Here is a 13058-nt window from a genome sequence, read left to right as displayed (position 1 = left end):
CACTTAAAGCATTTAAAACACTTAGAACGTGGAGTAGCACTCCAAACAAAGCCTGCAGGGATGTTCCGGCGGGCATTTTTTGTGGGAGCGGCAACAGGGCGCAGTCGCCCTGGCTTGGCTTGGCCGTTACATAGCCAGATCCGTCAGCTTGGTTTCCTTCACCTTGCCGCCTGCCACAACCGCGACGCGGGTGTTGGCGGTGGAGCCGCTGCGTTCGTTCATGCCGTCCATCTCGTGCGGGGTGTACTCGGTGGGAAATGCCATGGCGTTCAGTGCCCTTTCAGCTTAGTAACGAAGCCCCGCAAGCCCAACCGCCAATTCCGCTGTGCAGAACGTTTCAGGGTAATCACCCACCGATTGGCGGGCGCTCCAGTCATGTGCGCGACTTTGCGCGGGCGGGCGCAGACACAGACTGAAACACCTCGCTGTATTGGGTGTGGTCTAGCCATGCAGAATAAAAACATCCCCGTCAAAAACGCCCTGGTTGTCGCAACCACCAGCACTCCATGAACCCCATGAACCCCACCGCCCTCGCCCGTCTGCGTACCGTTCTTCAAACCCATGTAGACCAAGGCCTGCTGCCCGGCGCCGTGGCGCTGGTGCACCACCGGGGCCACACCGTGCTGCACGAAGCCGTGGGTGCGCAGCGCCCCGAGGCCGATGGCCAGCCCGGCCCCGCCATGGCAGCCGACACGGTGTTTCGCATCTATTCGATGACCAAACCCATCGCCTCGTTGGTGGCGATGATGCTGATGGAAGAAGGCCGCCTGCTGCTGGCCAACCCCGTGTCGCACTACCTGCCCGCCTTTGCAGGCCAGCGCGTGTACGACGAAGCCACCGGCACCACCGCGGCCGCCACCCGCGAGGCCACCGTGCACGACCTGCTGCGCCACACCGCAGGCCTGAGCTACGCCTGGGAGGCCGGTGCCGTGCCCGACGCCTACCGCGCCGCACGCATCGGGTCACGCCGCCAGAACAACGCCGAACTGGCCGCCGCGCTGGGCCCCCTGCCGCTGGTGCACACCCCCGGCTGCCGCTGGGAATACAGCCGCGCCACCGACGTGCTGGGCGCCGTGCTGGAGGTGGTCGAAGGTGCGCCCCTGGGCGCCATCCTGCAGCGCCGCGTGTTCGGCCCGCTGGGCATGGCGGACACGGGCTTCTCGGTACCCGCGCACAGCTTGCCGCGCCTGGCCGAGCCTTTTGCAAAGGACCCGCAAACCGGCGCCGACGTGGCGCTGATCGACGTGTCTGCCCCGCCGGTGTTCGAGTCGGCCGGTGGCGGGCTGGTGTCCACCGCAGGCGACTACGCCCGCTTTCTGCACCTGATGCTGGGCCGCGGCACCGGCCAAGGCCCCAACGGCCCCGTGCGCCTGGCCAGCCGCGCCACGGTGGACTTCATGACCGCCGACCACCTGGGTGGCATCCCCACCGCAGGCGACATCCTGCCCACGGGCTACGGCTTTGGCCTGGGCGTGGCTGTGCGCACCGCTGCGGGCTGCGCCACCCGGCCCGGGTCGGCCGGGCACTACAGCTGGAGCGGCCTGGGCGGAACATTCTTTTTTGTGGACCCGGCCGAAGACCTGTTTGCCATCCTGCTCACGCAGGCGCCCGGCCAGCTGCGGTATCTGTGCGAGCTGTACCCCGCGCTGGTGTACGCCGCCTTGTGACGGGACTTGCGCTCGATGAATCACAACCGTTCGGGCTGAGCTTGTCGAAGCCTCGCGCCGCGCTTCGACAAGCTCAGCGTGAACGGGTCTGCTTTTTTCGAAACCTATAGGGACAGCGGGCTGGGTACATCGAGTCGGGTGAAGCGAACCGGCCACGCGCCAGGCGCCGCTATGCCGTGGCTAACGCCAGAGGCACATGCGAGTCCTCCGGCTTACACTCGGCGACCAGTCACGTGATGCCCGCAGCAGGCCCAACACCTCTCTCGCAGCCCCGTCAACCAGACCCTTTTTTCCTATCTATGCAGATCCGCTGCGCACTGGTCGGCATGCCCGGCTCCGGCAAATCCACCATCGGCCGCCAGCTGGCCCACCGGGCCGGGGTGCCCTTCATTGACCTGGACCACCGGCTGGAGCAGACCATAGGCACCAGCATCCGCAGCTACTTTGAAGCGGAAGGCGAAGCGCGCTTTCGCGACCTGGAAGCCCAGGTACTGGCCGACGTGGCCCAGGAGCCCGGCGGCATGGTCCTGTCCACCGGCGGCGGCGCCGTGCTGCGCACCGAGAGCCGCGAAGCGCTGCGCCAGTTCGGCAACGTGCTGTACCTGCGCGCATCGCCCGAAGAAATCTACCGCCGCGTCAAACACGACCGCACCCGCCCGCTGCTGCAAGTGGGCAACCCCATGGAAAAACTGCGCGAGCTGTACGCAGTGCGCGACCCCCTGTACCGCGAAACCGCACACTACGTGATCGAAACCGGGCGACCATCGGTGAGCACGCTGGTGAACATGATCATGATGCAGCTGGAGATGGCGGCGGGGGCGCAAGGGGCGGAGGGGTAGGGGTGGCGCTGGGCGCAATCCTTGCGCGTCAACCCCGGCATGAGGAGGGTAGGGAAAGTCTGATGACAGCCTGGATATTGTTGCCTCGGACGCGTGGGGCAGAGTTCGGCCAGAAGCAGTCGTCCGTTGTCACCCCTTCATCATAAGAATTCTGCCCCCAGAATTCGGCGCGGCCTCGACTCCGGCCGCTCAAGCAACGATCCAGCACGACAGCCGGCCGATACCCTAACCTTCACTGGGCTTGACGAGGTGTCACCGTGAGACGCGCTTCGCGGGAGAGCACGCTTCCCGCTGCATTGGTGACTCTGACAGTGAATACAGTGCCAGAAGACGATACCGGCATCCCAGTCCAGACAATGGTGTCCTGAATGCCTCCATAGACAGCTGTGTTATTTCGCATCCATTGGAAAGTCACCCCGGCGGTCTCGTTTACCTGGACGGTAAACCGTGCAGACTCACCCTCGGCTATGGAGACATCGGAAGGCTGCACGGTGATGACAGGAAGTGCCGGGCCCGCAGTGCTTTCATCGTCTCCGCCGCCGCATGCGCTTACCAAACACGCGACGAGCACCCCAGTACCCAGGCATCTCCGGCTGATTTTTCTCATAAAGGCATCCTTGTGTTTCCTCAAAATGCTGAGCGGTCGGGTTGACGTCTTCAGGCCTCTTCAAAAGCCGGAGCTAGTGAGTAGGCAATTGCAGGAAGTATCGTGCAGTACAACACTTCCCTTCTTTGCTCCTACTCCAGCCCGAGCTGCCTCGCGGAGCACCGGTCTGGCAGCATAAAGACGGATCCTCCTCCCTGGCAGACACCTGCTAGGTCGTCTGGAGAGCCAAAAGGAAGCCCTTCGGAATTCAAATAGTGGATTCGGCCATTTAGCATACCGAACTCGTCAACCTGTAGGTTTTCAATGCGGTATCGGGGCGCACTGAACTCAAAATTACACTCACGTTTTCCAGCCGAGTTGAACCCTTTGCCAACTTGGACCAAGTCACCGCTAAAGGTGCAAACCTTGTTTGCTTGATTTACAAGCACGTGCTCAATCGTCAACGTGTCGGCAGTCGCCTTCATGGCCATGTAGCCCGGCGTCATCGTTGCCAGTGAACCAAATGTGACGACTGAAAAGCTTCGGTCGAGTCGCTGGTGAAAATCTTCGAACCTAAAGCGAACTAGCTTTTGAGGTTGCTCGCCAGGTAGTGAAACGACCCCATCCGTTGCGGATTCAAACGTCACGGAAATCGGACCAACGACTCCTGCCGTTTCCCCATCACGAACTGGCCCGGCCAGAGCGCGTCCATTCTTGAATTCCACGAGATCGCCAGTGAAGCTTTTGCCGCCATGAAGTTGTCCGCTGGCTTGCATGAAAGTGGCACTGCCATCTGGCCGATAGCCGAAGTAGGTGAGGATCAAGGTTTTGCCACCTTGGCTATCTACTTGGATTCCCCGCCCGGGTTTACCGTTGAGCTCTGCGCCGATCGCCCACATACCCGACTCAGGAAGAACCGCTATGGACGGAAGAGAAAGCGAGCCGAAAACAATGCCAGCCAGCAGGTTCTTGACTAATGACATGGTGCTCCTTAAACATGGAGGAGTACGAATGTACGACTTTTGCTAGCCGTTCAAAACTCGCATACATCTCTACTGAGAAACTCCCCATCGTCCAAGCTGGCCGTATGACGACATGTGACGTGGCGCCGCGATTGACGTTGCGCACCTCGCACGGCAACCGGTTAGTGTTCCACGGACGGCAAGCCACGGCCAACTGAGATGGCAACGATTGCCGGCGTCAGTTATGGGCCCATCCCAGTCATTGACGCCACCGGCTCGAGCACGTGCCCACTTTGCATAGTGCAGACCGCAACAATCCCCATTCGTCACGCACCGCGCGGGTGCAGGTATCCATCTCAAATTTGGATACCCTCCCCATGCCCAGCCAGAACACCACCTGCCTCTGGTTCAAAGGCAAGCGCTCCGCCGGGGGCAGATGGAGATGCGGAAGATTGATGGCGCTGCCATGGAGGCGGCTTGGCGCGGGGGATTGACGACCGCCTTTTCAGCTTGCATAGCGCAGTTGTTTTGGATCAAATAGGACTCTAGCGCTTATCTGCAAAGCGCTATCAGCTATATATTTAATAACATTTTTGAACTGCCCGACACCCGTCGTATGCGCAACGCCGACGGCAAAGGAGGCGTTGCCGCCGTCCATCGCACAGACGTAGTGAACGGTGGCTTCAGAACCTCACTCAAGATTTCTCTTTCTCGCGCAGCACCGCATTGATCTCCGCGCCATAGATCAGCGTGCTCGCGCTGATGTACAGAAACACCAGCGTGGCAACCACCCCCGCAAAACTGCCGTAAATCAACGCCAGCTTGCCCGCCGTGCGTAGCGTGTACGACAGCGTTGCCGCAGCGGCCACCCAGAGCGCGGCGCCCACCAGCGCGCCAGGGAGCACGGTGCGGACGCGCTGCGGAATGTCGGGCAGCCAGCCATACAGCAGCGCATACAGCACCACCAGCGTGAGGTAGGCGGCTCCGTATCGCACGCTGTCGTAGAGCCAGATCACGTCGGTGCCGTCAGCGGCCACGTTGGTGACCACAAAGTGCCAGACACGGGGCATGACGATCACGGAACTGAAGATCAGTAGCAGGCCTGAGCCGACGACCACGGTGAACACCGTGGACTTGATGCGCGCCTTCCAAAATGGCAGGCCCCTGTCGATGCCGTAGGACCGATTGAGCGCCGAACGCACGGCCTGCATGCCAGACGAACCGGTCCACAGCGTGATGGCCAACCCCACTGTGACCAGTGCCTGGTTGCGCTGCGCGAGCACCTGCTGCACCACGGGCTGCATCGCCTCGCGCACCAGAGGTGGCGCATAGCCCAGCACCCGTTCGGCCATCGCCGCCGCGTCGCCCGGCTGTCCGATGAACCCCGCTGCGGCGGACAAAAGAAGCAGCAGCGGGAACATCGCCAACACGGAAGAAAACGCCAGGCTGCCGGCCTGGTTTGCGCTTTGGTGCAAGACGTAGTTGCGGACCGCCAAAACGAGTACGCCCACCACCGGAAGACCGGTGGTGGTGCGGCCCAGGCGCCGCAAGCCCTGCATCATGGGTGCAGACGCCCTTCCACCGAGTCGTCCAGCGTCTTGCCGATGGCTGCGCCAATGACCATCTTGGTGGCCGCGACCAGGCTGCCATGCTTGGTGTCCCAGTAGTAGCCCGACACGGGTGCGACTTCGATCACCGTGACGCGCGGGTCGTCCTTGCCTTCGGTGAACCAGGTTTTCATGATCGGGTCCCACAGCGCATCGATCAGCGCCTTGTCGCGATGGATGCTTGCGGTGCCATCCAGCACCAGAAAGCCCGAATGCTTGGAGCCCTGCATGAAGATCCGCACCTGGGAATCGGCCTCGATCTCGCGGTTCTTGTGGCTGTCAGACGCGCTCACGAACCACAGGTGGCCCGCCTCGTCCACCTTCTCGACACCCATGGGTCGCGTGCCGCGCGTTTCGCTGTGGGGTGCGTTGGTGCAGAAGAAGCACGACTCGGCGTCTTCGGCCATTTCCCGGATGCGCTCCGTGGCGTCGGCGCCGCTCAGGTGCTTGTGCGTGTCTTCGGGCTGGTTCTGGTTGATTGAATCCATGGCGCGATCTCCGGTTGAGTCTGACAAGAAATTGAAAGATCGATTGGGCCCCAACCGCCTGGCCAGCGCTGTAGGAGCCCGACCATTGACCGTGCCCGTGCGCGCTGTTTCGGTGGCGGGTTCGGCAGGGGCTGGGCAAACGCCGTGATCGCTTCGCAAGCGTGCTTGGTGGTCAGCCGAAGGCGCGCCAGTGGGCTCTTGGGCATTCCATATCGCGCTTTTGGAACAGGCGCATCGGGACGACTCTGACCAGAGCGCGCACATCCAATCGACCTGAATTCCTACAACACACGCCACGTGCCTGAGCCAACCTCAAGGCTCAAACTTTGAAAGGATTGCTCTTATGCGCAAAATGATCTTGATGGCGGTGGCCGGTTATCTGTGGAACAAGTACCGTGGCCAGAAACAGGCCGGTCGCAATTCCGCCAGTGCTGCACCTGTACGAACGGCTGCAACGGATCGACCATAGCGGTCTGCGCAGGGGCGCAGATGGCTATAGGGGCAAACTCCGCTGCGGCGGTTTCGGCGACCCTTTTTCACCAGCGCAATGGATCATCAGGGGCCGCTTCAGGCCTCTTGATCTTCGACTCGGGAGACGCTTGCCATGCCCAGCAAAAACACTGTTTGCCTCTGGTTCGACGGCACCGCACTGGAAGCAGCCACGTTCTACGCTGCCACCTTCCCGGACAGTGCCGTGGGCCATGTCATGCACGCGCCGGGGGACTACCCGGATGGAAGACAAGGCGATGTGCTGACGGTGGAATTCACGGTCATGGGCATCCCATGCCTGGGCCTCAACGGGGGTCCGACATTCACCCACAACGAGGCGTTTTCTTTTCAGGTGGCAACGGATGACCAGGCGGAGACCGACCGGCTGTGGAACGCCATCGTTGGCAACGGTGGCCAGGAAAGCGCGTGCGGCTGGTGCAAGGACCGATGGGGCTTGTCTTGGCAGATCACCCCACGGGTGCTGACCCAGGCCATCAACGACCCGGACCGCGCAGCGGCCAAGCGTGCGTTTGAGGCCATGATGGAGATGCGCAAGATTGATGTAGCGGCGATTGAGGCGGCGTGGCGCGGTTGATTGCTGCTTGGCTTGCTACGCCGTTTAATTCAGAATTCTGAGTCAAATTGGCCGCTAGCGCTTGGCTATAAATCGTTAGCAGCTATTTATTCAATAGCAAATACTGCTTTCAGCAGATGCTGCCCGCAATACCCTTGCCGTTTTTCAGATCGAAGCCAAAGTAGCAGCTGTAGTTCGACTTGGCGTACAGGAAGCATTGCAAGTGCTCCTTCACGCGCACGCGGGCCTTGGGGTCGGAACTGCATTCGCTTTTCACATCGGGGCCCATGTGGTCGAAGAGGTCTAGGGCGGCTTTGCCTTGCACGTAAAAGGACACTTTGGCCTCTTGGGCGGTCGGCATGGCGGGGTCGCCCAAACCACCTGAATAGATTGCCATCTGCGCGTTGATGGGCTTGAACTCAAAGGCCCAGTCTGCAGCAACTGCAGCAACTGCGGCGGCGCATACAAACACAAGCGTGAGCAGCGCAGCCGCTGCGGCGGTGTGCGTCTTCAAATCAAAAATCTTTCGCATGGTTGGCGTTGCTCCTTCGGCAATGGTTTCGTCACACCGCACACCTGTTGGCGAAGCGACATGTAGACAAAATTTGAATAAAAACAGGCTCTATCGCTTGCCCATCATGCGATAGCAGATATCTAATAGATAGCACAACTTCCCTGCTCCACCTTACGCCGCGCCACCGGCGCATGCACCGCCATCAACCCCGCCACCCAGTCGATAAACACCCGCACCTTGGTGCTGACGTGGCGGTTGGGCGGGTAGGCCACGTACAGGGGCATGGGGTCCATGGTCCAGTCTTCAAACAACGGCACTAGGTCGCCGCTGGCCTGGTGGGCCAGCGCCATGTAGCTGGGTAGCCACAGCAAACCCATGCCCGCCAGGCCTGCGGCCAGGTAGGCGTTGCCGTCGTCCAGCGCGCAGACGTAGCGGCCTTGCACGTGCACGCTCTCGGCACCCCGGCGCATGGCATAGGGCACGGGGCGGCCGGTGCGGGCCCACAGGAATCCAACGATGCGGTGGTGGGTATCGGCATCGTCCAGCAACTCGGGATGCGCGGGCGTGCCTGCGCGCTGCAGGTAGCTGGGCGCGGCAAACACACGCAGGGGCAGGTCGCCCACGTGGCGGGCGACCAGGGACAGGTCAGTGATGGTACCGCCGCGCACCACGCAGTCGACGTTGTCACCCACCATGTCCACGCGGCGGTCGCTCACACCCATGTCGAGCTGGATGTCGGGGTATTGCGCATGGAACGCGGGCAGCGCGGGGATGAGGATGAAGCGGGCCAGCGGGCTGGGCACATCGACCCGCAGTCGGCCCCGGGGCGCGGCGGATGCGGTGGAAAGGCTGGTTTCGGCGTCGTCCACATCGGCCAGCAGGCGCACCACGCGCTCGTAATACGCCGCGCCGTCAGCGGTGACCTTGACGGTGCGCGTGGTGCGGTGGAGCAGCTTCACGCGCAGGCGGGCTTCGAGCTGTTGCACCAGCTGCGTGACGGTGGTGCGGCTCATGTGCAGGGTATGGGCGGCTTTGGTGAAGCTGCCGGATTCCACGACGCGGGCAAAGGCCTGCATTGCGTCAAAACGGTCCATGGTGGGCCCTGTCTGTCGTACTTGGATTGTTTGGATTTTAAGAACAGTGGTGCGCACAGTTGCCTGTTTATCCACCGGGCGGTGCGCCCTAAATTCGATGCATCAGCAACCCCGGGCCACAAAGGCCCACTGATGAATGAAGGACTTTTTCATGCCCCCACGCGATGTTGTTTTCCCGGTCGGCCGCCAGGCGCTGTACGAGCGCAACCGCTATTCGCCCGCGGTGCGGTCCAACGGTTTTCTGTTTGTGTCGGGCCAGGTGGGCAGCCGTGAAGATGGTTCGCCCGAGCCGAACCTGAAGGCGCAGGTGCGGCTGGCGTTTACCAACCTGAACGCGGTGCTGCAAGCGGCAGGTTGTACGTTTGACGATGTGGTGGATGTGACGATGTTTGTCGTCAACCCCGAGGCGAACTTTGAGACTGTGTGGAGCGTTGTGCCCGAGTTCTGGGGCGAGGCGCCACACCCTACGCTGACGGGCATTGGGGTGACGTGGCTGTATGGGTTTCAGTTTGAGATCAAGGTGATTGCGAAGCTGCCCGCAGGACTACCGCAGCAGGCCTGAGGCCTTGGCTCTCGATACCATTATTTTTCAAGCCGGAAAGACGATCAGCGCTTGATAGACAAGCGCTGGCCGCTATCCATTCAATAACAATCAAGCGTGGCTGCTTGCTCTACCCGCTGCGCGGCGGCGCTGCCAGATGGCGGCGCCCAGCACGGTCAGGGTCAGCCACAGCGGCAGCCAGTCGCCCACGGGCACGCCGATGGTGCCGCCACCAGGGCCAAAGCCTGCGCCGCCCGGATCCACCACCGCGCCATTGGCGGTCAGGTCGTCATCGCCCAGGCCACCGTCGGTGATGCTGAAGCTGATGGCCGCACCTGCCACGGTAGCGGGCACGGTGTACCAGTGCGGGGTGGCATTGCCAGCCGTGGGCCCGTACTTCCAGTACTGGGTGCCGCCAGGCAACGCGTTGGGGTAGGTCACGGTAAATTGCAGCGTGCTTCCACCCGTACAACCTGTAGTGGCAAAGTCGAACAGCCCGTGCGGAAACTGCACGCCTTGCGGTGCCGACCCGGCGGGCGGGCTGGCCGCGTTCCCCGTGACTGGAATGAACTGCGCGCTTACGAAAACACAGGCAGCGCCGCCCCCGGTGAAGCTGGCAGTGATAGTTCCGCCGCCGGTGGGAGATGTCCCGGTGTAGGTGCTGCTGGCGACCACTTCCAGCGTATAGGCCTGGCTGCCGGTGTAGGCGTTGCCACTGCTGTCAGTGGCCGTAACAGTGAAGTTGTAGGTTCCGGCGGCACCGGCAGTGCCATTGAGTACTCCTGCACCGCTCAAGGTGAGCCCCGGCGGCAAGGCTCCCGCGGTGACGGCAAACGTATGCGGCGCAATGCCGCCTGAAGCCGTCAGCGTCTGGCTGTAGGCGGTATAGGCCAGCGCGTTGGGTAGCGTGGCCGGAGCCAAGGCAATGGCGGGAGCGGCTACGTTGAGCGCCACTGTACCCGTGCCATTGAAGGGCCCGGTGCCCGTGCTGCTATCGGCGGCAGACAAGTTCAGGCTGAATGAACCTGCAGTGGTAGGTGTGCCCGATACCGTTGCTGTGGTCGCCGTCGTCGCGGTCACCGAAAGGCCCGCTGGCAGGTTCAATACCTGGAACCCCGTGTACGGTGCTGCGCCGCCGCTCCAGGTGAAGGTCTGAGAGTAAGGACTCCCCACGGTCGCACTCAGTGGCCCCGCCGGGCTCACCGTGATGGTAGGCGGGCTGACCGTGAGGGTCACAGTGGCGGGCGTCGATGTACCCGCGCCATTGGTCGCCGTGTAGGTAAAGCTGTCGGGGCCCGCATAGCCAGCCGTCGGCGTGTACTGGATGGTGGCGCCCGTGGCGCTGGCTGACCCGTGGCTCGCGGCGGTGCCGATCGTCACCGACGTGGCTGCGCCGCCAGTGATGTTCAGCGGGACGGCATTGGACGAAGAACCGTACGCCACCGTGTGGGTCGAGTTGTTGGCCACCGGCACGGCGTCCGCCACGACAACCGTGTAGGCGCGCGACACCGTGAAGGGACCGGTACCGGTGCTGCTGTCTGTGGCGGTCACGGTGAAGTTGAAGGAGCCCGTGGCGGTGGGCGTGCCCGACAACACGCCGGCGCCAGTCAGGGTGAGGCCGCCCGGCAGTGCCCCTGCGGTGACGGCGTAGGTGTACGGCGCGGTGCCGCCCGATGCGGTCACATTGGTCGTCGGATAGAGCACGGTGCGGGTGCCGCCGGGCAAGGACGCGGGCGTGAGCGACATCGTCGGCGCGCCCACTGTCAAGGTGTAGGCCTGCGAACCCGCAAACGGGCCCGGGGAGGGGCTGCTGTCATTCGCCGTGACAGTGAAGTTGAAGCTGCCCGCTGCGGTGGGCGTGCCCGAAAGTGCACCGGAGAGCGGCGACAGCGACAGTCCGGCCGGAACGGCGCCGGCAGTGATGGCGAAGCTGTAGGGGCCGGTACCGCCACTGGCGGTCACGGTCTGGCTGTAGGCCGCGGCCACCGTACCGCCTGGCAGGGTGGCGGGGCTGACCGTGACGGGTACATCGTCGTTGGTGATGGTGCCCTGGCCCTGGTTGTCGGAGATCGTGGCATTGGTCGCGCCGCTGAGGTTGACGAAAAAGGTTTCGTTCGCCTCAGGCACAGTCTCGCCTATCACCGGGACGTTGATGGCGCGGGTGGTCTGGCCTGCGGTAAAGGTCAGGGTGCCGCTGGTGCTGGTGTAGTCGGCCGGCTGGGTCGCGGTGCCGTCGGCGGTGGCGTAGTTGACGCTGACGGTCTGGCCGCTCGCGGCGCTCAGGGTCACGGTGAACACGGCATTGGACGTGCCGGCATTGCCCTCCGCCACGGACACGTCGTTAATCGACAGGCTGGGCAGCGGGTCGTCATTCACGATGGTGCCCTGGCCCTGGTTGTCAGCGACCACCGCGTTCACGACATTGGTGACATTGACGAAAAAGGTCTCGGAGGGCTCGTTGAGCAGGTCGCCATTGACCTGCACGGTGAACGAGTAAGTCGAGGAACCCGCCGGGATGGTCTGACCCGCGAGGCTTTGGGCCACGTAATCGCTGCCTGCGGCGGCCGTGCCATTGGCAGTGGCGATGTCGAAACTCACACCGCCGCTCGGCGCAGGCGTGCTCAGACTCACTGTGAAGTTAAACGAGGTCGTTCCAGCGTTGCCCTCGTTCAGGCTCACGTCGTTAATGCTGAGCGAGGGTAGCGCGGCCACATTCAAGGTGTAGTTCTCCAGCTCGAAGTACGAGCCGAGGCCACTGCTCGAGTCCGTCACCCGCAGGCTCACAGCGTATCCGCCCACGCCCGCCGCCGTGGTACCACTGACCACTCCTGCGCTGGAAATGCTGATGCCGGCCGGCAGGCTGCCTGTTTCGAGCAGGTAGCTGTACGGAGCGACACCACCGCTGGTCACTAGCGTCTGTGAGAACGGTACGCCCTGCCCTGCCGTCCCGCTGGCCGTGGTCAGCGTCAGGCTGGGATTGGCCACCGTGCCGGTGTAGCCCTTGTCCACGAACTGCGCCGTCGGGGCGGTGGCATCGGTCGAGCGCACGCTGAAGCTGTAGGCGCCGCGCTGAGTGGGAGTGCCGCTGAGCACACCCCCTGAAGTCAGGCTCAGGCCCGGCGGCAACACGCCGCCTTGTACGGAGTATGTGTAGGGCGCCAGACCGCCGCTGGAGGACAGCGTCTGCGAGAACGCCGCGCCAGCGGTCAGCGTGGGTAGGGAGCCCGGCGTGACGGTGATGGGCGAGGCCGAAGGAGTGATGGTGATCGTGACCCGCACGTCGCCATCGCCAAAAAAGGAGCCATCGGCAAATTCGAAGACATCCACCGAGCCGACGCCGCTCGTGCCGTTGTGGCTGTAGTCCAGAAGCCACAAACTATTGCTGTTGTCGATCCGAAGTGTGGCGGTACCATGGTCCTCGAAATCCGCAGGCCCGAAACTGCCGCCGTCCACGCTGCCAACGCCGGCGAACCCGATGTTGAACGCGCAGTCGGTGACGTCGATGGTGACAGTACCTCCGCTGGAAACCGAAGCCGACTGCGCCGCGCATTCCGTGGAAGAGTGCTGTGCACTGGCCTGCAGGGGCCAGAAACTCGCCAACGCGAGCACCAGGACGGCCCCCATGCGGATGACGCAATGGCGGAGACGACGCTCCGAGAGTCCAAGGAAATGCAGCATGGGTATATCCCCCCGTTTG

The 13058-nt window shown here is 62.9% G+C and carries 11 protein-coding genes; 4 read left to right on the top strand and 7 right to left on the bottom strand.

Annotation, left to right across the window (positions count from 1 at the left end; translation table 11 throughout):
- Positions 1 to 126: 126 nt before the first annotated feature.
- On the bottom strand, positions 127 to 264 hold the full coding sequence (locus tag ACK4OE_RS00120) for a hypothetical protein (RefSeq protein ID WP_409882218.1): 138 nt from the start codon (positions 262 to 264) through the stop codon (positions 127 to 129).
- A 251-nt stretch (positions 265 to 515) separates the two neighbouring features.
- Here ACK4OE_RS00120 and ACK4OE_RS00115 point away from each other — a divergent pair, with 251 nt between their 5' ends.
- Positions 516 to 1667: a serine hydrolase domain-containing protein gene (locus tag ACK4OE_RS00115; RefSeq protein ID WP_409882217.1), complete on the top strand. Its 1152-nt coding sequence runs from the start codon at positions 516 to 518 to the stop codon at positions 1665 to 1667.
- A 299-nt stretch (positions 1668 to 1966) separates the two neighbouring features.
- Positions 1967 to 2506, top strand: a complete 540-nt coding sequence (locus tag ACK4OE_RS00110; protein WP_409882215.1) for a shikimate kinase — start codon at positions 1967 to 1969, stop codon at positions 2504 to 2506.
- Between the two features lie 738 nt (positions 2507 to 3244).
- Here the strand turns inward: ACK4OE_RS00110 and ACK4OE_RS00105 are convergent.
- The 3 genes from ACK4OE_RS00105 to ACK4OE_RS00095 all read right to left on the bottom strand — a co-directional run bounded on the left by ACK4OE_RS00105 (position 3245) and on the right by ACK4OE_RS00095 (position 6149).
- Positions 3245 to 4075: a hypothetical protein gene (locus ACK4OE_RS00105; RefSeq protein WP_409882214.1), complete on the bottom strand. Its 831-nt coding sequence runs from the start codon at positions 4073 to 4075 to the stop codon at positions 3245 to 3247.
- 674 nt (positions 4076 to 4749) lie between these two features.
- Positions 4750 to 5616, bottom strand: a complete 867-nt coding sequence (locus ACK4OE_RS00100) for a YihY/virulence factor BrkB family protein (protein WP_409882212.1) — start codon at positions 5614 to 5616, stop codon at positions 4750 to 4752.
- Positions 5613 to 6149, bottom strand: coding sequence for a pyridoxamine 5'-phosphate oxidase family protein (locus tag ACK4OE_RS00095; protein ID WP_409882211.1), 537 nt, complete (start codon positions 6147 to 6149; stop codon positions 5613 to 5615). Before ACK4OE_RS00095 ends, ACK4OE_RS00100 begins: the two co-directional genes overlap by 4 nt.
- 604 nt (positions 6150 to 6753) lie before the next feature.
- Here ACK4OE_RS00095 and ACK4OE_RS00090 point away from each other — a divergent pair.
- Positions 6754 to 7233: a VOC family protein gene (locus ACK4OE_RS00090; protein WP_409882210.1), complete on the top strand. Its 480-nt coding sequence runs from the start codon at positions 6754 to 6756 to the stop codon at positions 7231 to 7233.
- Positions 7234 to 7342: 109 nt separating this feature from the next.
- On the opposite strand, the gene ACK4OE_RS00085 is transcribed toward ACK4OE_RS00090, so the two are convergent.
- Together ACK4OE_RS00085 and ACK4OE_RS00080 are read right to left on the bottom strand one after the other, a co-directional pair.
- On the bottom strand, positions 7343 to 7744 hold the full coding sequence (locus tag ACK4OE_RS00085; protein WP_409882209.1) for a hypothetical protein: 402 nt from the start codon (positions 7742 to 7744) through the stop codon (positions 7343 to 7345).
- A gap of 122 nt (positions 7745 to 7866) precedes the next feature.
- Positions 7867 to 8820, bottom strand: coding sequence for a LysR substrate-binding domain-containing protein (locus ACK4OE_RS00080; RefSeq protein WP_409882208.1), 954 nt, complete (start codon positions 8818 to 8820; stop codon positions 7867 to 7869).
- Positions 8821 to 8971: 151 nt separating this feature from the next.
- On the opposite strand from ACK4OE_RS00080, the gene ACK4OE_RS00075 reads away from it, so the two are divergent.
- On the top strand, positions 8972 to 9382 hold the full coding sequence (locus ACK4OE_RS00075) for a RidA family protein (RefSeq protein ID WP_409882207.1): 411 nt from the start codon (positions 8972 to 8974) through the stop codon (positions 9380 to 9382).
- Positions 9383 to 9472: 90 nt separating this feature from the next.
- Here ACK4OE_RS00075 and ACK4OE_RS00070 read toward each other — a convergent pair whose 3' ends face one another.
- Positions 9473 to 12985, bottom strand: a complete 3513-nt coding sequence (locus tag ACK4OE_RS00070; RefSeq protein WP_409882206.1) for a beta strand repeat-containing protein — start codon at positions 12983 to 12985, stop codon at positions 9473 to 9475.
- Positions 12986 to 13058: the final 73 nt, after the last annotated feature.

This window comes from Acidovorax sp., assembly GCF_046314175.1.
GTDB lineage: Bacteria > Pseudomonadota > Gammaproteobacteria > Burkholderiales > Burkholderiaceae_C > Acidovorax.
This window is presented reverse-complemented; position numbering and strand designations above follow the sequence as displayed.

Bases quoted from the DNA above. Each gene is read 5' to 3' on its own strand.
- ACK4OE_RS00120 (WP_409882218.1), bottom strand. From the start codon at position 264: ATGGCATTTCCCACCGAGTACACCCCGCACGAGATGGACGGCATGAAC.
- ACK4OE_RS00115 (WP_409882217.1), top strand. From the start codon at position 516: ATGAACCCCACCGCCCTCGCCCGTCTGCGTACCGTTCTTCAAACCCAT.
- ACK4OE_RS00110 (WP_409882215.1), top strand. From the start codon at position 1,967: ATGCAGATCCGCTGCGCACTGGTCGGCATGCCCGGCTCCGGCAAATCC.
- ACK4OE_RS00105 (WP_409882214.1), bottom strand. From the start codon at position 4,075: ATGTCATTAGTCAAGAACCTGCTGGCTGGCATTGTTTTCGGCTCGCTT.
- ACK4OE_RS00100 (WP_409882212.1), bottom strand. From the start codon at position 5,616: ATGATGCAGGGCTTGCGGCGCCTGGGCCGCACCACCACCGGTCTTCCG.
- ACK4OE_RS00095 (WP_409882211.1), bottom strand. From the start codon at position 6,149: ATGGATTCAATCAACCAGAACCAGCCCGAAGACACGCACAAGCACCTG.
- ACK4OE_RS00090 (WP_409882210.1), top strand. From the start codon at position 6,754: ATGCCCAGCAAAAACACTGTTTGCCTCTGGTTCGACGGCACCGCACTG.
- ACK4OE_RS00085 (WP_409882209.1), bottom strand. From the start codon at position 7,744: ATGCGAAAGATTTTTGATTTGAAGACGCACACCGCCGCAGCGGCTGCG.
- ACK4OE_RS00080 (WP_409882208.1), bottom strand. From the start codon at position 8,820: ATGGACCGTTTTGACGCAATGCAGGCCTTTGCCCGCGTCGTGGAATCC.
- ACK4OE_RS00075 (WP_409882207.1), top strand. From the start codon at position 8,972: ATGCCCCCACGCGATGTTGTTTTCCCGGTCGGCCGCCAGGCGCTGTAC.
- ACK4OE_RS00070 (WP_409882206.1), bottom strand. From the start codon at position 12,985: ATGGGGGCCGTCCTGGTGCTCGCGTTGGCGAGTTTCTGGCCCCTGCAG.